Source organism: Bradyrhizobium sp. WYCCWR 12699, assembly GCF_032144035.1.
In the GTDB taxonomy this organism is placed as follows: Bacteria; Pseudomonadota; Alphaproteobacteria; order Rhizobiales; family Xanthobacteraceae; genus Bradyrhizobium.
Map to the genome: position 1 here is coordinate 954,586 of NZ_JAVTJN010000039.1, position 23,882 is coordinate 978,467.

Annotated in this window: 17 protein-coding genes; 3 read left to right on the forward strand and 14 right to left on the reverse strand. The window is 65.6% G+C overall.

Going from position 1 to position 23,882, the window contains the following annotated elements:
* Positions 1-13: 13 nt before the first annotated feature.
* From RPS27_RS35205 to RPS27_RS35220, 4 genes are all read right to left on the reverse strand, one after another.
* Positions 14-2,380, reverse strand: a complete 2,367-nt coding sequence (locus tag RPS27_RS35205) for an RND family transporter (RefSeq protein ID WP_212065249.1) — start codon at positions 2,378-2,380, stop codon at positions 14-16.
* A gap of 207 nt (positions 2,381-2,587) precedes the next feature.
* Positions 2,588-3,373, reverse strand: a complete 786-nt coding sequence (gene eutC, locus RPS27_RS35210; protein WP_211417709.1) for an ethanolamine ammonia-lyase subunit EutC — start codon at positions 3,371-3,373, stop codon at positions 2,588-2,590.
* The gene (locus RPS27_RS35215; protein ID WP_212065250.1) at positions 3,370-4,956 is read right to left on the reverse strand and encodes a B12-binding domain-containing radical SAM protein; all 1,587 of its coding nucleotides are present in this window, start codon (positions 4,954-4,956) and stop codon (positions 3,370-3,372) included. The genes eutC and RPS27_RS35215 overlap by 4 nt, the downstream gene beginning before the upstream one ends.
* A gap of 156 nt (positions 4,957-5,112) precedes the next feature.
* Positions 5,113-6,495: an ethanolamine ammonia-lyase subunit EutB gene (locus RPS27_RS35220; RefSeq protein ID WP_212065251.1), complete on the reverse strand. Its 1,383-nt coding sequence runs from the start codon at positions 6,493-6,495 to the stop codon at positions 5,113-5,115.
* 224 nt (positions 6,496-6,719) lie between these two features.
* Here RPS27_RS35220 and RPS27_RS35225 point away from each other — a divergent pair, with 224 nt between their 5' ends.
* The 3 genes from RPS27_RS35225 to RPS27_RS35235 all read left to right on the forward strand — a co-directional run bounded on the left by RPS27_RS35225 (position 6,720) and on the right by RPS27_RS35235 (position 11,486).
* Positions 6,720-8,450: a methyl-accepting chemotaxis protein gene (locus RPS27_RS35225; RefSeq protein WP_212065691.1), complete on the forward strand. Its 1,731-nt coding sequence runs from the start codon at positions 6,720-6,722 to the stop codon at positions 8,448-8,450.
* A 255-nt stretch (positions 8,451-8,705) separates the two neighbouring features.
* Positions 8,706-10,223: a M81 family metallopeptidase gene (locus RPS27_RS35230; RefSeq protein ID WP_212065252.1), complete on the forward strand. Its 1,518-nt coding sequence runs from the start codon at positions 8,706-8,708 to the stop codon at positions 10,221-10,223.
* 132 nt (positions 10,224-10,355) lie between these two features.
* The gene (locus tag RPS27_RS35235) at positions 10,356-11,486 is read left to right on the forward strand and encodes a GGDEF domain-containing protein (protein WP_313754993.1); all 1,131 of its coding nucleotides are present in this window, start codon (positions 10,356-10,358) and stop codon (positions 11,484-11,486) included.
* A gap of 84 nt (positions 11,487-11,570) precedes the next feature.
* On the opposite strand, the gene RPS27_RS35240 is transcribed toward RPS27_RS35235, so the two are convergent.
* The 10 genes from RPS27_RS35240 to RPS27_RS35285 form a co-directional block, all read right to left on the reverse strand.
* Entirely contained in the window at positions 11,571-12,524 is a 954-nt protein-coding gene (locus RPS27_RS35240; RefSeq protein ID WP_212065253.1) for an alpha/beta fold hydrolase, read from the reverse strand.
* Between the two features lie 141 nt (positions 12,525-12,665).
* Entirely contained in the window at positions 12,666-13,880 is a 1,215-nt protein-coding gene (locus RPS27_RS35245; RefSeq protein ID WP_212065254.1) for an acyl-CoA dehydrogenase family protein, read from the reverse strand.
* 183 nt (positions 13,881-14,063) lie between these two features.
* Complete coding sequence (locus RPS27_RS35250) at positions 14,064-15,275, reverse strand: ABC transporter substrate-binding protein (RefSeq protein WP_212065255.1); 1,212 nt, start codon at positions 15,273-15,275, stop codon at positions 14,064-14,066.
* A 211-nt stretch (positions 15,276-15,486) separates the two neighbouring features.
* Complete coding sequence (locus RPS27_RS35255; RefSeq protein ID WP_212065256.1) at positions 15,487-16,062, reverse strand: HdeD family acid-resistance protein; 576 nt, start codon at positions 16,060-16,062, stop codon at positions 15,487-15,489.
* Between the two features lie 126 nt (positions 16,063-16,188).
* Positions 16,189-17,712: an FAD-dependent oxidoreductase gene (locus RPS27_RS35260; RefSeq protein ID WP_212065257.1), complete on the reverse strand. Its 1,524-nt coding sequence runs from the start codon at positions 17,710-17,712 to the stop codon at positions 16,189-16,191.
* Positions 17,713-17,738: 26 nt separating this feature from the next.
* Complete coding sequence (gene folE / locus RPS27_RS35265) at positions 17,739-18,365, reverse strand: GTP cyclohydrolase I FolE (RefSeq protein ID WP_194407069.1); 627 nt, start codon at positions 18,363-18,365, stop codon at positions 17,739-17,741.
* Between the two features lie 110 nt (positions 18,366-18,475).
* On the reverse strand, positions 18,476-19,378 hold the full coding sequence (locus RPS27_RS35270; RefSeq protein WP_212065258.1) for an alpha/beta fold hydrolase: 903 nt from the start codon (positions 19,376-19,378) through the stop codon (positions 18,476-18,478).
* A gap of 44 nt (positions 19,379-19,422) precedes the next feature.
* The gene (locus RPS27_RS35275) at positions 19,423-20,250 is read right to left on the reverse strand and encodes an HD domain-containing protein (protein ID WP_194407067.1); all 828 of its coding nucleotides are present in this window, start codon (positions 20,248-20,250) and stop codon (positions 19,423-19,425) included.
* A gap of 209 nt (positions 20,251-20,459) precedes the next feature.
* Entirely contained in the window at positions 20,460-21,338 is an 879-nt protein-coding gene (locus RPS27_RS35280; protein ID WP_212065259.1) for a transglutaminase family protein, read from the reverse strand.
* Complete coding sequence (locus RPS27_RS35285; RefSeq protein WP_212065260.1) at positions 21,335-23,872, reverse strand: circularly permuted type 2 ATP-grasp protein; 2,538 nt, start codon at positions 23,870-23,872, stop codon at positions 21,335-21,337. Before RPS27_RS35285 ends, RPS27_RS35280 begins: the two co-directional genes overlap by 4 nt.
* Positions 23,873-23,882 lie beyond the last annotated feature (10 nt).

Genomic DNA, 23,882 nt, shown 5'->3' on the forward strand with positions numbered 1-23,882 from the left:
GTCCGTCCCAGTCTCAGATCGCCGGCTTGTCGGTGCCCTGCAGCTTGCCGTGCAAATTGATCAGCCACATCGCCGTCGGCCTGAGGATGAAGAGGTCGGCGACGAGCGCCATCACCATCGAGAAGGCGCTGAGCCAGCCGAACAGCCGCAGCGACGGCAGGTCGGAGAACACGGTGACGACGAGGCCGCAGGCCAGCACCACCGTGGTCAGGATCAGCGCAGGTCCGACCAGCACGGTCGCCCGCTCCACCGCGAGCGCCGAGCCGACGCCCGGTTTGCTCTCCAGGCGCAGGCGGTTGAGGAAGTGGATGGTGGCGCTCAGGCCCAGGCCGAACGAGACGGTGAGCGCGACCACGCTGGCGAATTGCAGGCCCTCGCCCATGGCCCAAAGCACCGTTCCCGACATCACCACCGGGAAGATGCCCGGCAGGATGCAGGCGAACATCACCACCCAGGAGCGGAAGGCAAGGCCGATGAAGATCGCGACCAGCGCGAATTCGACGGTGAGCCCGCGGTTCAGCTTTTCGATCATGCTGGCCGAATTGCGTGCCGCGATCGCAGCAAGACCGGTCACCGCAACCTCATAGCCGGGATGCTTCTTGCGGACGGCGTCGAGCTCGGCATCGAGCTTGTCGACGATCGGCAACAGCTGGCTGGAATCCTTGTCCGGCACGCGGCCGGCGACCACGACGGCGTCCTGCTCGGCGTCGATGAACCGACGCACCAGATGCTCGGGAATGACGCTGACATATTCCTTCAGCGTCGCGACGTCGGCGCTGCCGGCCTTTTCCGCCAGCCAGCGGCGCAGGGTCTCGACCGACCAGACATTGCCGACGCCGGCCGCCTTCTCCACGGTCGCATGCACGTCCGCGATGGTCTGGAGCGTCTCCGGCGAATAGAGCGATTCACCCTTCGGGAACTGGATCAGCACGTTGACCGGATTGGCGCCGGTGAGCTTGGCATCGAGCCGGTCGCTGGCGGCGACCGCCTGCCGCTTGTCCGGCACCTGGTCAGCGAGCCGGTAGCGTGGCTCCAGATTGGCGTAGATGACGCCGAGGCCGCCGACGAACAGCACCGCGATCAGGCTGAACAGGCCGGGCCGGCCGACCATGCGCACCGCGATCCAGTAGCAGAAATTGCGCAGCGCCTGGACGCCGGCATCCGCCCCCTGGAACTTGACCGCGAACGTCTTCTCGTTGCGCACGAGGAGCACGCCGAACACCGGTACCAGCGACAGCACCGCGACCAGCGCGATGATGGTGGCGGCCAGACCCGCCTCGCCGAACTTGCGGATCAGGTCGGAGTTGGAGAACTGCAGCGCGATGAAGGAAATGCCGGCGGTGCCATGCGTCAGCACGCAGGCCGGGCCGACCACCAGTACCGCGTTCTTGAACGCGGTGAACTTGTCCTGGCCTGCGATCAGCCGGTCACGCGCGGCAAAGGTGAGCTGCATCGAGTCCGAGAAACTGATGACCATGATGAGCGGCGTCATCACGTTCAGGAACATGTTGAGATTGAAATTGGCCCAGCCGAGCGCGCCGAGCGCCAGCAGGATCGCGATCATCGGCGGGAACGCCGCGGCGACCATGAAGGAGATCTTGCGGAAGAAGATGATGGCGATGATGCAGCCGGCGAGGATGCCGAGGATGTTGTAGGTGAGACCGTCGCGCTCGACGGCGTTGCGGATCTCGAGCTGCATCACGGGCACGCCGGAAAGCTGCACGTTGAGCCCGGTATCGCTGAGATCCTCCTTCATCAGCGCGCGGATGTCGGCGACGGTCTTGGTCAGCCTGCTGGACGCCACCACCTCCGGATCGAGCGACAGCACGATCAGCGCCAGCGTGCCGTCTTCCGACAACAGCTTGCCGCGGATGATCTCGTTGTTTTTGACCGTCTCGATGAACTTGTCGTAGTCGGCGCCTTCGGGCAGCTCGGCCGGGAACAGGGCCGCCGGCAGCTTGCCCGGTGCAGGCGCCTGGCGCGCGGAGAACAGCGAGACCAGCCCGCGCGTGCCTTCGACCAGTTGCATGTCGGTGACGAAGTCGCGCAGCTTCTCGAGATTATTCCGCGCCAGGAGGTTCTTGCCTTCGACCACGACGAGGACGTCGAATTCCTCGGCCGGGAACTTCTTCGTCACCTCTTCATACTGGTGGAATTCGCGGCTATCGGAGCGGAAGAGCTGCGACAGCGAATCGTCGATCTTGATCCGGTGGATGCCGAACACGGCGCCGACGATCAGGACGAGCAGGACGATGCAGGAGACGATCGGCGCCCGGACGGCGATCAGCCCGAGACGCTCCAGCCCGAAGGCGATCGAGGACGTAGGTCCCTGCTCGACCTTGTCGACATGAACCTCATTCTCGCTGTGCTTTTCGAGCATGCCTTATCCAGTTCCTAAATCGGCTCGGTCTTGAGAGCTTGTTGCGCCCCGCGAACGGCTTGAAAATGCCATACCAATGGGAGGCTTGCCCTTTGAAAATGCGCGGAAAATCGCCGCGAGGGGTTTAGCAGGTCAACTGGTCTTTTCGCAAGCAGGCGAAGTGTGGGCGAATCGATCAAGATGCGGCGATTTTGGGTCCTGCGCGGGTCATCCGGCCGAGAATGTGCCAATTCGACGCGGCGCGCGGTCCGCGCTTTCGTCCTTCAGCGCCACGCCGCTGACCTGACGCGCCAGCCCCTCGCGGACCAGCCAGGCGATCTTGCAGGCAGCCTCGTCATAGCTGAGTCCGGCGTGGTGGATGTTGGACACGCAATTGCGCTCGGCATCGGTGCGGCCGGGCTTGGGCGCGAAAGTCAGATAGGCGCCGAGACTGTCGGGTGCCGACAGGCCGGGCCGCTCGCCGATCAACGTCACGACCATGCGCGCGCCGAGAAGGGCGCCGATCTCGTCGCCGAGCGCAACGCGCGCGCCTGAGGCGACGACGACAGGGCCGAGCGCGACAGCATCGCCTTCGGCGAGCAACGGCAGCAGCCGCCTCACCAGGGCCACCGCATGGGCGTGGACCGCCGCCGCGGACAGGCCGTCGCCGATCACCAGCGCGAGCTGGCATGGCGCGGAAGCCGCTCGCGCCAGAACATCGGCCGAGCCGGGCTCGAGCCGTCGCCCCAGATCCGGCCGCCGCAGATAATCCCCGCGGTCGACCGCCTGACTCCTCGCCTCGGTGACGTCGAGGCCGAGGCCTGCGAGATCGGCGACCAGACGCGGCGCATCGAAGGCAGCATGCACGGCATCGCGGGCGCGGGCATGATCGAGCGTGAAATCGAGCAGCGCCTTGGTCGGCACGCTTGCCCCGCTGCGCCCGAGCGCAACGCGCGCGGGCGTGAACGACCTGAGGTCGATGATCGGGCGAGCCGGAACGGACGGATCACTCATTCGGCGGGAACGGCGGCCTCGCGCAGCCGGATCGAGTAGTTCGAGGCGTTCTGCCTGCCGCTGGAGGCCGCGCGCGCAAAGGTGATGAGATGATGCGCGATGAGGGTGCAGCCGATCAGACCTTCGAGATCGCCGCGCTTGATGCGCCCCAGCGCGAACTTCCAGAACACGCGCTTGTAGTCGCCGAGCACGCCGACCTTCCAGAAGATGTTGCGCAGCATGACGAGGCCGCGCCGAATATTGGGCCAGGTCTTCATCTCGTCCGGTGTCGGCATCTTCAGGCGGTGCACGTAGACGTGGTCGCATTGGTACTGGAAGCGCGCGTAGACCCTCTCGGGCTCATAGGCGACGCCCATGGCGTGCTTCCAGGACGCGACGACCTCGTCATAGGGCAACAGGAAGTCGACGTTGGAATCGCGGCCATCGTCGTGGACAAGACGACCCTCGCGCTCCAGCCGGTCCCACAGCGGCGTCTTCGGCAGCGCCTGGAGCAGGTTGATCGTGAGCAGCGGAATGCGCGATTCCTCGACGAAGCCGAGCAGTGCCTCCGACGTATTCGGCTTGTCGGTGTCGAGCCCCATGATGATGCCCGAAACCACCTCCATGCCGTAGGAGTTGATGGTGCGCACGCCCTCCAGGATCGGAACCATCATGTTGTGGTCCTTCTGCATCGCCTTCAGCGCGTCGGGATCGGGCGTCTCGATCCCGCAGAAGATGGTGATGAAGTAGGCCTCGCGCATCTTCTCGAGGATCTCGGGCCGCTTGGCGATGTTGAGCGTCGCCTCGCAGGCGAGCCGGACCACGTAGCCGGTCCGCTTCTGCCATTCGATCAGGTGCGGCAACAAATCCATCGCCGCCTTGCGGTTGCCGATGAAATTGTCGTCGACGAAATAGACCGTGTCGGTCATGCCGCATTCACGCAGACGATCCAGCTCGGCGATGATCTGCTGCGGCGACTTGATGCGCGGGTTGCGGCCGTAGAGACCGGGGATGTCGCAGAACTCGCACTGATAGGGACAGCCGCTGGAATACTGGATGCTGCCGAGGAAGTACTTCTTCACGTCGGCAAGTTCGTAGGCCGGGATCGGAAACTCCGTCATCGGCACGCGGTCCTTGGTGGTGAGGACCACCTGTTCGTCTGGACGCGCCGTGTCGCGCGACAGGATCTCGATCAACTGGTTGGTGGCATCGCCGAGCTCGCCGACATGGAGATAGTCGAACGACGGATAATAGTCGGGACAGGCGCTGACGGAGGGGCCGCCGAGCGCGACGGGCAGATCGAACTCATGGGCGCGGCGGCAGATGTCGTTCATCTGCTGGCGCTGGATGTGCATGCCGCTGACGAAGACCGCCTCGGCCCATTCGAACTCTTCCCTGGTGGTACGACGCAGGTTCTCGTCGACGAATTTGACCTGCCAATCCTGCGGCAGATAGGCCGAGATCAGCAACAGCCCCTGCGGCGGCATGAAGGCACGGACACCGTCGGTCAGCGGATAGGAATGCTCGAACGTGCCGAACGAGGAGGTGTAGCGCGGAAACACACAGAGAATCCGCCGGGACGTTCCGTTACTTTCAGCTCGCATCTAAGCTCCCCCGCCACGCTCGACTGATGTTGCGGAAATTGCCAGCCAGACACATAGCGTAATGCTGCCGCCGGAATTTCTCAATATTGTGGCACAAGCATAATTCCGGGAGGCGCAGATAGTTTCCTCGAAGGGAGTTTGGCGCTGCGCACCGCCTCACGCGATCAGCCGCGAGGCAAAATCGGGCAGCAGGCCTGCATCGCCGGCAAGCCGGAAATCGGCGCCTGTAATGCCCGACCGAGCCAGCCAATCGTCGAATTCCGGCGCGCGGCGCAAGCCGAAGACGTCACGGACATAGAGCGCATCGTGAAAAGAGGTCGATTGGTAGTTCAGCATGACGTCGTCGGCGCCGGGGACGCCCATGATGAAGGTAACGCCGGCGGCGGCGAGCAGCGTCAGCAGATTGTCCATGTCGTCCTGGTCCGCTTCCGCATGGTTGGTGTAGCAGATGTCGATCCCAAGCGGCAGGCCGAGCAGCTTGCCGCAGAAATGATCCTCCAGCCCCGCCCGGATGATTTCCTTGCCGTCATAGAGATATTCCGGGCCGATGAAGCCGACCACGCTGTTGACCAGAAGAGGCGCAAAGGCGCGGGCCACCGCATAGGCGCGCGCCTCGCAGGTCTGCTGGTCGACGCCGTGATGGGCGCCGGCCGACAGCGCCGAGCCCTGGCCGGTCTCGAAATACATCACGTTCTGCCCGATGGTGCCGCGCCGCAGCGACAGCCCGGCCTCCTGCGCCTCCTTGAGAAGCGCAAGGTCGATGCCGAAACTGCGGTTGGCGGCCTCGGTGCCGGCGACCGACTGGAAGACGAGGTCGACCGGTACGCCCTGCCCGATCAGCGACAGCGTCGTCGTGACATGGGTCAGCACGCAGCCTTGCGTCGGGACCTGCAGCCGCGAGATGATCTCGTCGAGCAGCCGCAGCAATTGCGCGATCACGGCCGGATCGTCGCTCGCCGGATTGATGCCGATGCAGGCATCGCCGGCCCCGAGCAGGATGCCGTCGAGGATCGAGGCGGTGATGCCCCTGGCGTCGTCGAACGGATGGTTGGGCTGCAGCCGCGTGCTCATCCGGCCCTTGAGGCCGATGGTGTTGCGGAAGGCGGTGGTGACCTCGCATTTCCGTGCCGCCAGGATCAGATCCTGGTTGCGCATCAGTTTTGAGACCGCTGCCGCCATCTCCGGGGTGATGCCGGGGGCCAGCGTCTTCAGGACCTCCGGCGTGGCGGCGTCCGACAGCAGCCAGTCGCGGAAGGCCCCAACCGTCAGGGATGCCACCTGGGCGAAGGCCTTGGCGTCGTGGCTGTCCATGACGAGGCGGGTAACCTCGTCGGCCTCATAGGGGATGACGGCTTCCTGCAGGAATCTTGCGAGCGGGACGTCGGCGAGCGCCATCCGCGCCGCGATCATCTGCTCGGCCGTGTCGGCGGCAATCCCGGCCAGCCGGTCGCCGGAGCGCGGCGGCGTCGCCTTGGCCAGGAGATCGCGCAGGTCCGGGAAAATGTGGGTCGTGGCGTCGATGGTGTGGCGGTAGACCAAGGGCCTCTCCGAGGGTGGTCGGCCAACGGCCGACGCAGGGACTATCCTGAAACTCTACCTTCTGATCAAGACGCTGAAATAACTTGCCTTTCCTTCGACCAAGGACGGAGGCGGCGGAGCGGCGCGTTAACGCCGCATCCATCTTCGTTCTGCATAGTTTTGCATCAATTTTGCAGAATTCCGCTCACCGGCCGCTTCAGGCCAATCCGGGCCCCTGAATGACCATGACATCAGACCGATCTGGGAATGCCGCCGGTCTCGCCGGCCGCTTCACGCTCGCCACCAAGCTCTATGCGATCTTCGCGCTGTTCGCGCTGCTCACGGCGGCGATCGCCGGGCTGTCCGACTACAACAGCCGCCGCGGCGCCGAGTTGACGAGCGCGATCGAGACGGCGAACGCCGCCGCGCTGAACGTCGAGCGCGTCAACTCGCTGGTCTATGCGGTCGTGATGGAATCCCGCGGCGTCTACATGTCGACCGAGCCGAAGGTCGTGAAGAAATACGGCGACGGCCTGCTCAAGTTCAACGAGCAGATCCTCGATGTCGTGAAGCGCTGGCAGACCATCGTCAAAGCCGACGATGCCGAGCAGTTCGCCACCTTCAAGAAGCGCATCGAGCAATTCGTCGAGTTCCGCAAGGAGCTGGTGCGCCGGGGCGTCGAGATCAATGCGGCCGCGGGCCGCGAATGGGGCGACAACGACGCCAACCGCGCCGTGCGCTCGGCGCTCAACAAGGATCTCGAGGCACTGTCCAAGGTCTATGCCGAGCGCGCCAAGCAGATCTCGCACGAGACGGAGACCAACCGCACCCTGTCCTTCGTGCTGACCTGCCTCGGCGGCGTGGCGCTGGCCCTGGTCGTGATCGGCATCGTCATCATCGCCCGCTCGATCGCAAGGCCGCTGGCCGCGATCACCGACGCCATCAAGCAGGTCGCCGACGGCGCCGAGGACGTCGTGGTGCCGCACTCCGGCCGCGCCGACGAGATCGGCGCGCTCGCCCGCGCGATCCAGGTTTTCCAGGAGGCCATGGGCCGCAACCGCAACCTCGCCTCGCAGGTCTCGCAGGACTCCGCCGCGCGCGAGGAGCGCGCCCGCCATATCGAGCGGTCCGTCGAGCAGTTCCGCGAGGCGATCGGCGCGATCATGCGCGGCCTCAGCGACAACGCCTCCACCATGCGCGAGACCGCGCAGACCATCACCCGCGTCACCGCGGATGCGAACAGCCGCGCCGGCACGGCGGCCAACGCCACCGAGCAGGCCTCGCACAACGTCACGGCGGTGGCGGGCGCGGCCGAGGAGCTGTCGGCGTCGGTGGTGGAGATCGGCCGCCAGGTGCGGCATAGCGCCGGCGCGGTCGAGCAGACCGGCCAGCGCACCGAGAAGTCGATCTCCGAGATCGAAAGCCTTGCCGCGGCCACGCAGCGCATCGACGGCGTGCTCAACCTGATCCAGGCGATCGCCGAGCAGACCAACCTGCTCGCGCTCAACGCCACCATCGAGGCCGCCCGCGCCGGCGATGCCGGCCGGGGCTTTGCCGTGGTCGCTCATGAGGTGAAGGCGCTGGCGGGCCAGACCGCCAAGGCCACCGCCGAGATCAGCGAGAACGTCGCGATGATCCAGGCCTCGACCCGCAACGCGGTCGACGCCGTGCGCGAGATCGGCGGTGCCGTGCGCGAGATCAACGAGGTCACCTCGGCGATCGCCGGCGCCATCGGCCAGCAGGACGCCGCCACGCGCGAGATCTCGTCCAACGCGCAAAGTGCCGCGCAAGGCAACGAGACGCTGGTTGCCAACATCACCTCGCTGCGCGACGCCATCGGCAAGACCGATACGGCAGCAGCCTCGGTGTTGACGGCGGCGGGCAGCGTAGCCGAGACCGCGGACACGCTGTCCCGCGAGGTCGAGACGTTCTTCCAGAACCTGCGCGCGGACAGCCGCATCGCCAAGGCGGGGTGACCGCGCCAACGCCACCGCCGGGCGGCGGTGGGGGCCTCCAAACAAAAATCTGGAAAACAACCCCATGCACAGTAGCCGGGGGCAGGTTTTTCAATGGCTTGGCGGCCCGCGCGAAACCTGCAGCTCCTACGCAATTGATTTTGACTCGTCGGGCAAAACAGGGGCACGATGCGGTCATGCAGTGCCGAGCAGGAGACGGCGCGTGTCGGCGCGGCTGACTTGTGAGATTGCATAAGAAAAAAACAAAGGAATCCCATGAGCCAGACGCGGCGCGTTCTCTCGGCGCAGATCGCCCACGAGACCAACACTTTCTCGGTCATCCCGACCACGCTCGAGGACTACCGCAAGCGGCTGTTTCTGCGTGACGGCGAGATCGCCGCGGCGCTGGCCGACACGAGAATGGAGATCGCCGCGCACCTGGCCGCAGCCAAACGTTACGGCTGGACCCTGGTGCAGCCGCTCGCCGCCGCGGCCACCCCGTCCGGCAAGGTGACGGCGGCGTGCTGGGCCGAACTGCAGCGCCTGGTCTACGCGGCCTGCGAGAGCGGACCGTTCGACGGCGTCATCCTGGCCTTGCACGGCGCGATGGTGACCGAGACCGACGACGACGCCGAAGGTGCACTGCTCGAAGGACTGCGCCAGCGTCTCGGCGAGACGATTCCGATTGCGGTGACGCTCGATCTGCATGCCAACGTCACCGAACGCATGGGCCGGCTGGCCAGCATCATGCTGCCCTACCGCACCTATCCGCACATCGACCAATACGAGACGGCGTTCCGGGCCGCCGAGCTGCTGCAGGCGGCGATGGACGGCACGACCCGCCCGAAGGTCTTCCGCTCGCAAGCACCTCTGCTCGACGGATGCAATCACGGACGGACCCAGGGCGGCGTGATGAGCGATCTCTTGGTGCGTGCCGCGGACATGGAGGCGCAGACGCCGGGCCTGTTGTCCGTCGATGTCTGCGCGGGCTTCAGCCGCTCGGACATTGCCGAGGTCGGCCCCAGCATTCAGGTCACCTACGATGCCTCCCACAACGCCGCCGAAGCGGCCGCGCGGCAGGCCGCGGCGGCGCTCGAGGACGAGATGGTCCGCCGGCGCGCCGAAGTCACGGTCACGGCGCTCGACTTGCCTGATGCAACGAAGCTTGCCGCCGCAGCCGCGACTGACGTCGCTGACACCCGTCCGTTCGTGATCGCCGACTTCAGCGACAATCCCGGTTCGGGCGCCTACGGCGATGGCATCCGCCTGCTGGAGGCGCTGCTGCAGGCCGAAATCCGCAGCGTGCTGTTCGGCGTCCTCGGCGATCCCGAAGCCGCTTCCCACTGCCACGCTGCGGGCCTCGGGGCCAGCGTGGATGTCGTTCTCGGGGCCAAGCGCCATCCCGAAAGCTACGGACCGCCGCTCATGCTGACCGGGCGGGTGACCGGCCTGTCGGACGGCGCCTTCGTCTGCGAGGGACCGATGAATGCCGGTCAGCCCATGACGCTCGGGCCCAGCGCCCTGCTCGAGGTCGACGGCATCTCCATCGCGATTTCGACCAACACGCTGCAGACCTATGATCGGGAAATGTTCCGGATCCTCGGGGCAGAGCCGGCTCAATTCCGGGTCGTCGCCGTCAAGTCGGCGCACCACTTCCGGGCGGCCTTCGCGCCCATGGCCAAGGAGGTGATCCTGGCCGACAGCGGCGGCCTTGCCACCTTCGATCACAGCAAGCTCACGTACCGAAACGTCCGCCGTCCGATCTGGCCGCTCGACGAGATCGTGCCGGGTTGAATCTTGCCCACTCGGGCTTCGCCAGCGTGCGCGGAGAGCTAGGACGCAAACTTAATATTCACTTAACCGTCTATCCCACTCGATCTTTAACGGATTTGCGCTTTCCTGGAGCGAAACCGGGAAGAAGCGGCAATGGCGGAAACTGCAATTAGCGGAGCTGGCGGTGCGGCGCGGGCTGGCGCGCATCGGCCCGAATCCTCCAAGCGCGGCCAATTGCGCCGCCAGATGTACCTCGCGCAATTCTGCAGCTATCTGGTCGATGCGGCGGTTCTTCTTCTGTATTACTTCGCCGGTACGACATCATTCTCGACCGCTGCGGGATACCTCGCGGCTGGATCGCTATGGACGGGCATCGTGCTGGCCTTGTCGGAAGCGCATTTCAATGATCGCTTTCGGGACCACTACCTCACTGTGCCTCAAAGCATGAGCAGCATCACCATCCAGCTGGGCGCAATTTACCTGGCACCCGAGGTCGGCTTCTATTTCGCTTGCATCATCTTCATCGTGCTCGGTTTTGGGGCACTCCGCATGTCAGCGCAACAGACCGGAATCGTATGGGCGTATGCCGCTTTTGGGCTGACCGTCATATTTGCGCTGACGGATAAGCCGATCGCCATGCCAATGGGCACGTTCGCTGAACGCCAGCTGGCGTTGCTTTGCTTCGTAACGGCATTGGGCCGCTGTGCCTTCACCGGCTTGTATGGGACATCTCTCCGCGAAGCGCTGTACAAGCGAAGCAACGAGCTCAAGGCAGCGCAGGCCAGAATCGAAGCTCTGGCTCAGATCGACGAGCTTACCGGGCTCAACAACCGCCGGTCCATCATGCGCATGCTGAACGATGAAATAGCGCGCGCGCAACGATCTGGCGCGCCATGCTCGGTCGCCATCATCGACCTCGACCACTTCAAGCGCATCAATGACGGATTCGGCCACCTCGTCGGCGACGAAGCGTTGCGACGCTTTGCGCAAGCGCTCACCGCAAACCTGAGAGTGGTGGACAAGCTCGGCAGATACGGCGGCGAAGAGTTCTTGTTGATTCTTCCGAGTAGCGGCAAGGACCAGGCCCTGCTTGCCCTGGACCGTCTGCGCCAGGCGGTCGCCGATCTGGATTGGAGTTCTGTTTCGAAGAACTTGCGGGTCACCATGTCGGCCGGCGTTACCCAGCTCCGCCTTCACGAGACACCTGAAGAGGCCTTGTCACGCGCGGACGCGGCGCTCTATCGCGCCAAGGACGGCGGCCGCAATTGCGTGGTGCTGGCCTAGCTTCAACGTCTTATCCCGGCGCCGATTGGTGCACACCCCCGGCGCGACCGCACCGGGCGCCGCCCCACCCCATCGCCCTCCTCGTCACTTCCGATCGAGAAACGCGCGCACCTTGCTCACGGTCTGCGCCGGCTGCTCTTCCATGATCCAATGTCCGGAGCCGGTGATGATGCCGCCCTCGACCTTGGTGCCGACCTCGCGCATGATCGCGGCCTGCTGATTGCCAAAAGACTTTTCGGCGCCAAGGGCGAGGATCGGCATGTTCAGCTTGGTCGCGGCAAAGGCCTTGTTGTCCGTGGCGTCCTTCCCGAACGCGGCGAACTGCTCGAAGGCGTAATGCATGTTGCCGGGCCGAGCGTACAGTTTCGCATAATGATTGCGCGTCGCTTCGTCGATGGTCTTGGGATCGGCCGATAGCTCGTTGTAGAAGCGGTCGAGATAGATGCGCTCGCGGCCCTTGACCAGGCGATCGACATCGGGACCGCGGAAATTGAAATGCCACAGCATGGGGCTCTTGAGGATTTCGTCCCAGGGCCCGATGCCGGGCAGCGGCGCGTCGATGACGACCCATTTGGTGATGCGATCAGGGTATTGCGCCGCGAGTGCATAGCCCACCATGTTGCCGATGTCGTGCGTGACCAGATCGGCTTTCTGGACGTTGAGCTTGTCCATGACCATGGCGATGTCGACGCCCTGGGTCTTCTTGTCGTAACCAGCTGGGGCCTGCGACGACAGCCCCATGCCGCGCAGGTCCGGAACGATCACGGTGTGGTTCTTGTAGAGCGCCTTGGCGAGCGGCGCCCACATGTCGCCGGTGTCGCCGAAGCCGTGCAGGAGGACGACGGCCGGCCCTTGTCCGCCCACGCGGACATGCAGCGTGACGCCGTTGACCGAGATGCGCTGGATTTTGAAATCCGCGGGAAAGGGCTCGATCGCCGCAAATGCGGTTCGGCCGCTCAAGAGGATCAGGATGGAGACGAGAACGGCCGCGATGATTCGCACGCCTGACGCCCGGCTGATCGGGACGAAACTGTACATTGTTGACCTGCTCGCTCAAGTGCCGAGCGCAACAACGTCGGCAGTGACGCACCAATCATCTGGTTCATCAAAGCATACCGTGCTACCGCCTGACCAGATGCCACCACCAATTTTTGCGCGAGCGCCCGAAAATCTGTCTGCCTATCCCATCACCCCGCCCCGCTTGATCAGCTCCTTGCCGACCGCAGCGAGGTGCACCTGGTCCGGGCCGTCGCCGATGCGGATGAAGCGGGCGTAGACATAGGCGCGGGCGAGGAAGGTGTCCTGCGAGACGCCGGCGGCGCCATGGATCTGGATGGCGCGGTCGATGACGCGGGCGGCCATACCGGGCACGACGATCTTGGCGGCGGCGATCAGGTCGCGCGCGGCCTTGTTGCCTTCGCGGTCCATCTTGTCGGCGGCTTGCAGCGTCAGTAGGCGCGCCTGCGCGATCTCGCAGAAGGAGTGTGCGATGTCCTCGCGCACCGAGCCCTGCTCGGCGAGCGGCTTGCCGAAGGCGACACGCGACACCGCGCGCTGGCACATCAATTCCAGCGCGCGCTGGGCACAGCCGATCAGCCGCATGCAATGGTGGATGCGGCCGGGACCGAGCCGGCCCTGCGCGATCTCGAAGCCGCGGCCCTCGCCGAGCAGGATGTTTTCGGCGGGCACGCGGACGTTGTCGTAAGAAATCTCGGGGTGGCCGCTGGGGGCATCGTCATAGCCGTAGGTCAGCATGTCGCGGACGACGCGCACGCCCGGCGTGTTCCGGGGCACCAGGATCATGGATTGCTGGCGGTGGCGGTCGGGGTCATCAGGGGCGGTCTTGCCCATCACGATCAGGATCTCGCAATCCTCGTTCATCGCGCCTGACGTGAACCACTTCCGGCCGTTGATGACGTAGTCGTCGCCGTCGCGCGTGATGGCGCACTGGATGTTGGTGGCGTCGCTGGATGCGACCTGCGGCTCCGTCATCGAGAAGCCGGAGCGGATGCGCCCCTCCAGGAGCGGCTTCAACCAGCGCTCCTGCTGCGCTTTGGTGCCGTAGCTTGCCAGCACCTCCATGTTGCCGACGTCGGGCGCCGAGCAGTTGAACACCTCGGGCGCCCAGAGGATGCGGCCCATGATCTCCTTCACGGGCGCGTATTCGAGATTGGTCAGGCCCGGTCCGTGCTCACCTGACAGGAACAGGTTCCAGAGCCCCTGCTCGCGCGCCATCTTCTTCAGGTCCTGCAGCACCGGCGGCGTCCTGTAGCGCGCAGCTTCCGGCTTCACCTGCTCGTAATAGAGCTCCTCGACCGGCTCGACATGCGTCCGCATGAACTGCCGAACGCGCTCCTGCAGCTCCAGCGAACGGGCGGAGTGTTGAAAGTCCATGGTGGTCTCCTCTTTCCTTCTCTTGCGGGAGAAGGTGGCGCGATGCGCCGGATGAGGGGTTCTCTCCGCTAGCGATACCGTTCGTGAGGATAGATACCCCTCACCCGGCTCGGATCTTCGATGCGATCCACCCTCTCCCGCAAGGGGAGAGGGTACAGCGCCCGTGGGCCGCTATCTCGACCCTCACGTCCCCTTCAAGAGCTCGCTCGCCACCACCCAGTCGTTGCCGTCGAACTGCAGCATGTAACCGTCCTTGATCGGGCGGAAATCCTGCGGCGTGGTGTTCAGCGTAATGCCGGGCATCAGCAGCGACAGCGGCACGTTCTTCAAATTCGCGGCCTGCGCCATGATGTTCTCGCGCGTCAGATTGTCCTTGCATTGTTTCAGCAGCACCACGAGGGCCTCGGCGACGGTGTAGCCGTAAAGACCGGCGACGTTGTTGACGTCGGCATTGGGCAGGCGCTTCTTCATGAAGTCGATATAGGCCGTCATCGCCGGATCGTCCTTCGGCTGCTCGACGAAGGGCTTGAGCGAACCGAGCGACAGCACGCCCTTGCCGGCATCGAGCCCCGCAGGCACCATCACGGTCGCCTTGTTGGCGCAGCCGCTGGCGAGGAAGCGCGTCGGCTGCCAGCCGACCTCGTGCGCTTTCCGGATCGCCTGCGCGCAGGCGCGCGGCGTCACCGAATAGATCATGAACACGTCCGCCTTGGTGTTCGCCAGCGTCAGCACCTGGGAATCGACGGTGGGGTCGGTGACCTCGAAGCTCGAGGCCATCGCGATCGCCTTGTCGGCATCGGCGCCGAGCGCCTCCTTGACCCCGCGCAGATATTCCTTGCCGGCATCGTCGTTCTGATAGAGCACCGCAAAGCGCGCATTCGGGTTCTTGGCGCGGGCATAGGCGACGTCGATCGCGGCCTCGCTGGTGTAGTTCGGCGCCCAGGGCAGCGCCATCGACCAAGGCATGTTGGCGGGATCGTTCCACTTCGAGGCCGAGCTGATCAAGAACAGCTGCGGCACCTTGTTGCTGTTGAGATATTTTGCGATCGCCGAGCTCGGCGCCGTGCCCATGGTCGCGAAGATGAAGGCGACGCCGTCGCCCTCGACGAGGCGCCGCGCCGCCTCCATGGTCTTGGGCGGCGAGAATGCGTCGTCCAGCGAGATCAGATTGAGCTTGCGGCCATTGACCCCGCCTTTCTCGTTGACCTCGTCGAAATAGGCCGCAATGACCCGGCCCGTGATGCTGAGCGGCGAAGCCGGCCCGCTATAGGGCATGGTGTTGCCGATCTTGATCTCGGTGTCGCTGACACCGGGACCATAGGATTTTTGCGCGGAGACAGGCGTCGACAGGCAGGCGGCAGCCAATGCTGCGGCCAGGACCAAGGCAGCTTTCATGGTTTCTCCCCGATGATCATCGTCCGCGCGAAGAGGCGCGCGGCGTGCTGCTTTATAGTCAGCACGTCAGATCAGCGGAGTTCCGCCAGACGGTCTTGCGTCGAGTTGCTGATGATGCGTTCGCACCATGAGGCGGCGCTTCACCTCTCCCATCGGTGAGAGATAAGCCGAACCCTTGGCCGCGTAGCGATTCAGTTTGCTCTCATTTCGCCTAGCGGCGCTGCTTCAGGCTGAGGCCAAGGCTGACCCAGCCGGCACCCGCCATGATCAGGTCGATGCCGAGAAACAGGCCGAGAACGTAGACGCTGTTCACCGGCCAGCGCGCCAGGATCAGCAGCCCGAGCAGCAGGGTGACGACCGCCGACAGCGCCACCCAGACCCACGGGCTTTCCCGCTTCATGCTGAAGGCGAGGAACAGCCTGACTGCCCCGGAGGCCAGCAGCGAGGCGCCGAGGAACAGCGTCAGCAGAACCGCGGCAAAGAGCGGGTTCTCGAAGGTGAGGAAGCCGGCAATGATGTAAAGCACGCCCAGCAAGGCCCAGATCAGAAACTTGCCCCAGGTCTTCATCTGGAAGGCGCCTATGACCTCGGTCACGCCGGCGACGATCATCATCGCGCCGACAACGATCACGCTCGCCACCGTCGCCATCACCATGCTGCCGAGCGCGACGAAGCCGGCGATGAGGTACACGACGCCAAGCGCAACGATCCAGCCCCATTTGCCATGGAGCGCCGAGATACCCGAGCCGAGACTGGAAGGATGAGATGCATCTGAAGCACTGGTCATGGGCCACTCCTGCATGCGAAGCCCGGGGCACACGCCAGGATAGCACGCGCCGCACCGGGACCACAGCGATCAGAGCAGCCCGCACCTGCTGCAACGTTGACGCAAATCAAGATCGAGCGGGCAGCTTCAGCCCTGCGAGCGCTCCATCTCCCATTCGGCCTTGAGATTGTCGAGATCGCGATAAATTGAAGCGACCGCGAGCACGCGGCCGTCCTTGCGGTACTTCAGCAGGCAGTCCTTTCCGGAAATGCTGCCGTCGATGGCGATGTCGTCGAAGCTCTCGGCGTGGCCGATATAGTTGATCGGCACGTCGTAGTGCTGGCTCCAGAAGAACGGCACGGCGTCGAAGCGCTCGCGCCTGCCGAGCATGTTGCGCGCCGCGGTCTGGCCTTGCCGCTCCGCCACCACCCAATGCTCGACGCGGATGGTCTGCCGGGAATGCGGATCGGGCCAGCGCGCGATGTCGCCGGCCGCGAAGATGCCCGCGACGCTGGTCTCCAGATATTCGCTGACGCTGACGCCACGATCGGCCGCCAGTCCCGCCTGCTCGGCAAGCGCGAGACGCGGCTTGACGCCGATGCCGACGACGACGAGGTCGGCCTCGATGACCGCGCCGCTCTTCAGCGTCGCACGCATGCCGTCGAGCTTCTCCACCGTGTCCTTCAGGTGAAAGATGACACCGTTCTCCTCATGCAGGGAGCGGACGAAATCGCCCATCTCGGCGCCCAGCACCTTCTGCATCGGCCGCTCGTCAGGCGCGACGACATGCACCTCGATCTTGCGCGCCCGCAAGGAGGCCGCGACCTCGAGGCCGATGAAGCTGGCGCCGATCACCAGCGCACGCCTGGCACTGCCTGCAGCCTTGATGATGGCGCGGCTGTCCGCGAGGGAGCGCAAGGTGTGAACATGCGGCTGGTCCGCGCCCGGAATCCGTAGCTTGACCGGCTCGGCGCCGGTCGCGAGCAGCAGCCGGTCGAACGGCAGCTTGTCGCCATTGCCGAGCGTGACGCTGCGCGACTTGACATCGATGGCGGCGACCTCGGTGTTGAGCCTGAGATCGATGCCTGCATCTCCATAATAGTCCTCGCCGCGCAGCGGCAGCCAATCCTCCGGCGCGTTACCCGCAAGGTAATCCTTGGAGAGGTTCGGCCGGTCGACCGGCATCGCGCCGTCATTGCTGAGCATGGTGATGGCGCCGGCAAAGCCCTCGCGCCGGAGCGTCTCGGCGGCGGTGAAGCCGGCGGCACCGCCGCCGACAATGACGAATCTTTCCCGAGCCGGCGCGCTGCGATGCGCGGTCGGCGGCTTCGGTGCCTCGCGCTTGCGCCGGACGATGATGTTGTCGCGATCGCGCTCGACCTCCCAGACCGCCAGCGCGTTCAAAGCCGGCGGACGGCTGGCTTCACCCGTGCGCAAGGAGAAGCAGGCATGATGCCAGGGACAGCGGATGGTATCGCCCACCACCAGGCCCTCGGCGAGCGGGCCGTGATAATGGCTGCAGGCCGGCTCGATCGCAAAGATCTCGCCGCCGGCCTGCACCAGCAGGACGTCGTCCTCCCCGACATGACCGAGCAATTTGCCGTCCTTGAACGCGGTCAGCGGCACGCCTTTGCTCAGGTCCGGTCCGCTAGGCTTCTTGTCCTCGGCCATGGCAACGCCTCCTTCATGCGCGCAGATCAATCGTTCGAATTGGCGAGCCCCAGCAATTCCTGGCGCGTCAGCGCATTGTCGCGGAACACGCCCAGCATGCGGCTGGTGACGAGATCGGTGCCGGGCTTGTGCGCGCCGCGCGTGGTCATGCAATGATGCGTCGCCTTGATGATGACGCCGACGCCTTCGGGCTTGAGCACGTCGTTGATGGTGTTGGCGATCTGCGCGGTCATCTTCTCCTGGATCTGGAGCCGCTTGGCGTAGACGTCGACCACGCGCGCGAGCTTGGAGATGCCGACGACGCGCCCCTGCGGGATATAGGCCACCCAGGCGCGGCCGACGATCGGTGCCATGTGGTGCTCGCAATGGCTCTCGAAGCGAACGCCGCGCAGCACGATCATCTCGTCATAGCCTTCGATCTCCTCGAAGGTCTTTTGCAGGATTTCGGTCGGGTCCTGCGCGTATCCGGAAAAATACTCCTCGAAAGCCCGCGCAACGCGATCAGGGGTCTCGCGCAGACCATCGCGCGCGGGATCATCGCCGGCCCAGCGGATCATGGTCCGGATCGCCTGCTCGACTTCCGCCCTGTCGGGCCGTTCGACCGGCGCCTGCGCCACCGCGACCCGTTCCAGCTTACGCACGTGCGACTTCATCGAGATCCTCCCCTGCAGCGAGCCCGGATCCAGAAGCGGGCCCAAAGCTTGGACGGCTGCGATCGGAAAAGGTTCCCGCAGGTGAGGGAAATTTGGGAAGGGGACGGCGGTCAGGCGGATTGCGAGGTGGACGCCTTCCGCACGTCGACCACGGCCTGCGCCCATTCGGCCGGGCGCTCCTGCGGCAGATTATGGCCGGCGCCAGCGAACACGCGCCGCTCGAAGAAGGCCTCGAACTTGCGGGCGTGATGGGCCGTGCCGGGATTGACGCCGTCGCTGTCGCCGTCGATCGCAATCGTGGGGACGCGGATTGCCGGCTGCGCGGCGAGCTTCGCCTCGATGTCCGCATAGGCGGGATCGCCCGCGACCAGCGCGTAACGGTGGCGATAGGAATGGATCACGACGTCGACGAAATCAGGATTGTCGAACGACGCCGCGCTGGTCTCGAACGTGGCATCGTCGAAGCTCCATGTCGGCGACCACATGGCCCAGAGCTGTCGCGCAAAGCCGCGCCGGTTGCGCTCCAGCGCGCGGCGGCCGCGATCATTGTGGAAGAGATATTGATACCACAGCGCCGCCTCTTCCGGCGGCGAGGCCGGCTCCATGGCGCGGGCGATGTTCTGGATGTTATAGGAATTGCCGCTGACCAACCCGATCACGCGCTCGGGATGGAGCGCCGAGACCACGCAGGCGGCGCGCCCGCCCCAATCGTAGCCGCCGACAACCGCGCGTTCGATACCAAGCGCATCCATGAAGGCCAGGAGATCGGCGCCGAGCGCCGCCTGCTCGCCGGAGCGCAGCGTGTCGGGAGAGCGAAACCGCGTCGGCCCGTAGCCGCGCAACCAGGGCACCAGCACCCGCGCACCGGCCTCGGCGATGACAGGCGCCGTCTCGGCATAGGCGTTCACGTCGTAGGGAAAGCCGTGGCCCATGATGCAGGGCCAGCCGTCGGGCGCCCCGTATTCGCGATAGGCGATGTCGAGGATGTCCGCGGTGACGGTTTTTTGTTGCATGGTTCTCACGGAGCTTGCGGGGGCGTAGCCCGGATGAGGCACCCCTACTTCTGCGGTCCCGACAACGAGATGTCGCGCTCGGCGCGGAACACGTTGCTGTAGAGATTGGCGATCCACTGCCGGCCGATCTCGGTCTTGTTGAGATAGCCGATCTCGGTCTGGATGTACGGTGCGACGCTGTTCCAGTAGAACTGTGGATAGCGGTTCACGATATCGGCGGGCGAATCGTAGCCGAGTTGGCGGTTGATGCCGACCTCCTCGAACTCGTAGTAGAGCGCGTTGGCCTTGCGCAGATAGTTGGGATCGCCGAGCTGGCCGATGAAGTCGGCGGCGCGCAGGATCGAGGCTTCGTCGTCATATTCCTGCCCTTCGCGCGCCGGGAAGCGTGTGCCCTCGATGGCGCGGGCAACGCGCTCCGGATCGACTCCGGGAATATGCCGCAACCGCCGAGTCACATACAGCTTCGAACGATCGACGTGATACATCATCAGGCTGGCATCCGATGCACCGCGCGGCAGCGAGATCTTGGTGTCGGCCGCGTCGATCACGAAGCCCTCGGCATCGTCCTCCTCGAACAGTCCGCGCACATAACCGATGTCGTGGGCGAGGCAGGCGATCAGCACGTGGACGTAATCCTCGGCCGACAGATGGGCATGAAGGCTTCGGCCGCCGAGGATCGCCTGGGCCGCCAGCGTCACCAGCATCGTATGCTCGATATTGTGATAGAGCGCATCGCTGTTGCCGATACATTCCATCGCGGTGCGGGTCGCGCTCTCGACGATATTGGCAGAAGTCTCATCGTACCGGCGACGCATGAACTTACCGAGAAAGTTCTCGAGGGATTCAGCCGCTAGTCTCGGTAAGGTTATCATGGATGCAGCCCCGTCCGCCGCTGGTGTCCCATGCCATCTCCCGAAGTCTCTATTGTTCTCGACGCGACGCCAGCATAGCCCATCTTGGGCCGAGTAACCAAATGCCGGAACGAGAACACGAAAAAATGTTGCAGTTGTGCTGTGCGACATCACGGTTGCGCTAACGGCTCGCTACACCCCGGGAGCGGGCTGCGGGACGGTGATCGCGGTCATTCCACCAGCAACACGTCGACGGCGACGCCGAGCTTCTGCTTGGGCGAGCCGACGATGATGCCGTCGATTGGCGAGACGTCGGAGAAGTCGCGCCCGACCGCGAGCACGATATGGTCGTTGCCGATCAAGAGGTCGTTGGTCGGGTCGAAATCCACCCAGCCCAGCACCGCACCGCACCACAGCGAGACCCAGGCGTGGGTGGCGTCGGCGCCCTGCAGGCGCGGCTGGCCCGGCGGCGGAATGGTGCGCAGATAGCCGCTGACATAGGCCGCCGGCAGACCGAGCCCGCGCAGCCCTGCGATCATCACATGGGCAAAATCCTGACAGACGCCGTGGCGCTTGTCGAAGACCTCGGTCAGCGGCGTCGAGATCACCGTCGCCTTCGGGTCGTAACGAAATTCGCCGCGGATGCGGTGCATCAGATCGACGGCACATTCGAGGATGGCCGCGCCGGGCGGAAAGCTTTCCGCCGCATAAGCGCTGACTGGACGGAGCACCGGCACCAGCGGGCTCGCAAAGACATAACCGATCGGAGAGGACGGCCCGAGGCTGGTCGCCTCGAAGGCAATGTCGCGAATGCTCTCCCAGGCGGGGCTCGCTGCATCGCGCGCCGGCGGCTGCCGCGAGACAGAGACACGCGACCGTGAATCGATCCGCAGATTGCGATGCGCGGCTTCGATCACCACGCTCTCGGTCAGCGTGCCGAAGAAATCGCGCCGCACATTGCGCTCGGCAGGACCCGGACGGATCTCGACGCTGTGGGAGATCAGCTCCTGGCCGGCGCCGCTTCTGGGCTCGAGCCGCAGCGTGCAGCGGGCGAAGCTGACCGGACTCTCGTATTCGTAGGTGGTGACGTGACGAATGTCGTAGATCACGCCAGCCCCGTCAGCTTTTCCGGCCGGGCGGCATTGGGACCATGCGGGAAGTAGTGCTGCCCGATCGCATCCGCAAGGCTGAGCAGGTCCTGCTCCAGCGCGAACAGCGTCTTGACCTCGAGCTTCTCGGCCTCCGCCGTCGCAAGCATCGCCTGCATCGCCACCGCAAGCCGCTCCGGCTTCTCGATCAGGCCATGCTCCCTCAGGCTCGGCAGCGCGGCGATGTGGTCGTTCAGCGTCGTCACCTGGAACGCCACCGACCGGGGATTGTAGCCGTCGAGCACGGCGAGGTCTCGCACCGGCGCCAGGATCGGCGCCAGCAGATAACGCGAGCGGTAGGTGATCTGGCAATCCACCAGGGTGAGCAGGATGTCGAGGTCTTCGTCGCCGGCCTCGTCATAGGCGAATTGGCGCGTGAAGCGCGTGGTGTTGATGGCGCGCTCGGTGCGGCGGCCGATGTCGAGGAAGCGCCAGCCGGCGGCGCGGTTCATGTTCTCCTGCGCGAGGCCAGCGAAGCTCGCGAGCTCCTGCAAGGTCAGTTCGGCCGCGCTCAGCACGCTGTCGTCGTCCTCGACTTCGTAAGCCAGACGCTCGGCCATCTCGGTGATGACCTGCCAGGCATCGGGCGACAGCCGCTCGCGCAAGGAGGTCGCCGTGCGCTGCGCCGCGCGGACCAGTGACAGGGCCGAGCCGAAACGATCAGGGCTCTGCAGCGCTTCCGCCACGATGCGCCCGGACGCGGTGCGCGATGTCTGCGAGACCGCGCCCCAGGCCACCAGCAGGCGCTGGATGCGCTCGGCCGATTGCAGCGAGGCCGCGGTGCCCTTGTTGGGTCCGCTCGGCGAGCCCAAAGCGCGCACCAGGCGCAGCGTCGCCTCGGCGCGTTCGAGATAACGGCCGAGCCAGAACAGATTGTCGGCGGCCCGGCTCGGCAGCACGCCGGCGATGCGGCGGATGCGGACCTTGTCGGTCGCCGGCAGCAAGGTCGCGGTCGAGACCTGCTTGTCGGAGACGATCCAGACATCGGCGGCGCGCGCACCGTCGCCCATCGACACCGCGCGCGCGTCCGGCTGTTCGGCGATCCGGCAGAAGCCGCCGGGCATGATGGCCCAGCCGTCGGGCGTTGCGGCGGCGAACACGCGCAGCACGAAAGGACGCGGCGTGATCTGGCCCTGCTCCCACACCGGCATGGTCGAAAGCCGCACCACCTCCTGGCCGACATAGTCCATGCCGCGCGTGGTGATGGCGTCGACCAGGCGCTGGCGGTCGCTTGCATCGAGCTCGCTCGCGAGCACCGGCCCTGCGCGGTCGAAACCGGGCACGCCGCGCCGATAGGCGCCTTCGATCGCGACCTCGTCGAGCCGCGCCAGCACCTCCTCGCGCGCGCTGCGCTGGCCGCACCACCAGGTCGCGATATGCGGCATCTTCAGCTCTTCGCCGAGCAGGCGCCGGCTCAGCGCCGGCAGGAAGCCGAGCAGCGCCCGCGCCTCCAGGACGCCCGAACCCGGCATGTTGGCGACGACGACGCCGTCCTTGCGCAGCACGTCGATCAGGCCGGGCACGCCGAGATGCGAGGACGCATCGAGCTCGAGCGGATCGAGCGAATTGGAATCGACCCGGCGCAAGAGCACGTCGAGCCGCTTGAGGCCGGCAACGGTGCGGATGTGGATGCGGTTGTCGCTGACGGCGAGATCGTCGCCCTCGACCAGGAGGAAGCCGAGATAGCGCGCCAGCGTGGCGTGCTCGAAATAGGTCTCGCTGAAGCTGCCGGGGGTGAGCACGCCGATGCGCGGCTCGTCGCGGTCGGCGCGTGCGCGAAGAGAGTCGCGAAAGGCCTCGAAGAACGGCGCGACGCGCGGCACGTTCATCGACTTGTAGAGATCGGAGAAGGCGCGCGACAGCACCAGGCGGTTCTCCAGCGCGTAGCCCGCGCCCGATGGGGCCTGGGTGCGGTCGCTGAGCACCCACCAGCGGCCGTCGGGACCGCGGCCGACATCGGCGGCATAGAGCGAGAGATAGCGCCCGCCCGGCGGCGGCACGCCACAGACGGGGCGGAGGTATTCCGGGCTGCCGGCGATCGCGGCCGCCGGCAGCGCGCCCTCGGCGACCAGCCGGCCCTCGCCATAGATATCGGCCAGCACGCGCTCGAGCAGCTCGGCGCGCTGGGTGATGCCGGCGCAAAGCTGCCGCCAGTCGGTCTCGTCGATCAGGAGCGGCAGATGGCTGATCGCCCAGGGCCGGTCGGCGCTGTCGCCGGGGGCGCGGTAGGTGACGCCGGCCTCGCGGAGGTGGCGGTCGGCCATGCCGAATCGCCGCTCGATCTCGTCGGGCGCGAGCGCGCCGAAGGCGTCGAAGAAGCGGCTCCAGACCCCGCGCGGGGCGCCGTCCGACCCCAAGAACTCGTCGGGAATGCCGGGCAGCCGGCGATAGTCGCGGACCCATTGCGCGAGGCGGCGCTGGCTCTCACGTTGGCCATCACGTTGACTTGGCGCCCTACCCGCCTTGTCGTTCTCTTCGGCTGCGCCCTCGGCCATGCGCCTCTCC

What these genes read in the sequence shown, in the direction of transcription:
- RPS27_RS35240 (WP_212065253.1), bottom strand. Translation starts at nt 12,524, where the DNA reads ATGTACAGTTTCGTCCCGATCAGCCGGGCGTCAGGCGTGCGAATCATC.
- RPS27_RS35230 (WP_212065252.1), top strand. Translation starts at nt 8,706, where the DNA reads ATGAGCCAGACGCGGCGCGTTCTCTCGGCGCAGATCGCCCACGAGACC.
- RPS27_RS35250 (WP_212065255.1), bottom strand. Translation starts at nt 15,275, where the DNA reads ATGAAAGCTGCCTTGGTCCTGGCCGCAGCATTGGCTGCCGCCTGCCTG.
- RPS27_RS35255 (WP_212065256.1), bottom strand. Translation starts at nt 16,062, where the DNA reads ATGACCAGTGCTTCAGATGCATCTCATCCTTCCAGTCTCGGCTCGGGT.
- RPS27_RS35245 (WP_212065254.1), bottom strand. Translation starts at nt 13,880, where the DNA reads ATGGACTTTCAACACTCCGCCCGTTCGCTGGAGCTGCAGGAGCGCGTT.
- RPS27_RS35235 (WP_313754993.1), top strand. Translation starts at nt 10,356, where the DNA reads ATGGCGGAAACTGCAATTAGCGGAGCTGGCGGTGCGGCGCGGGCTGGC.
- RPS27_RS35285 (WP_212065260.1), bottom strand. Translation starts at nt 23,872, where the DNA reads ATGGCCGAGGGCGCAGCCGAAGAGAACGACAAGGCGGGTAGGGCGCCA.
- RPS27_RS35225 (WP_212065691.1), top strand. Translation starts at nt 6,720, where the DNA reads ATGACATCAGACCGATCTGGGAATGCCGCCGGTCTCGCCGGCCGCTTC.
- RPS27_RS35205 (WP_212065249.1), bottom strand. Translation starts at nt 2,380, where the DNA reads ATGCTCGAAAAGCACAGCGAGAATGAGGTTCATGTCGACAAGGTCGAG.
- RPS27_RS35275 (WP_194407067.1), bottom strand. Translation starts at nt 20,250, where the DNA reads ATGATAACCTTACCGAGACTAGCGGCTGAATCCCTCGAGAACTTTCTC.
- RPS27_RS35270 (WP_212065258.1), bottom strand. Translation starts at nt 19,378, where the DNA reads ATGCAACAAAAAACCGTCACCGCGGACATCCTCGACATCGCCTATCGC.
- eutC (WP_211417709.1), bottom strand. Translation starts at nt 3,373, where the DNA reads ATGAGTGATCCGTCCGTTCCGGCTCGCCCGATCATCGACCTCAGGTCG.
- folE (WP_194407069.1), bottom strand. Translation starts at nt 18,365, where the DNA reads ATGAAGTCGCACGTGCGTAAGCTGGAACGGGTCGCGGTGGCGCAGGCG.
- RPS27_RS35260 (WP_212065257.1), bottom strand. Translation starts at nt 17,712, where the DNA reads ATGGCCGAGGACAAGAAGCCTAGCGGACCGGACCTGAGCAAAGGCGTG.
- RPS27_RS35215 (WP_212065250.1), bottom strand. Translation starts at nt 4,956, where the DNA reads ATGCGAGCTGAAAGTAACGGAACGTCCCGGCGGATTCTCTGTGTGTTT.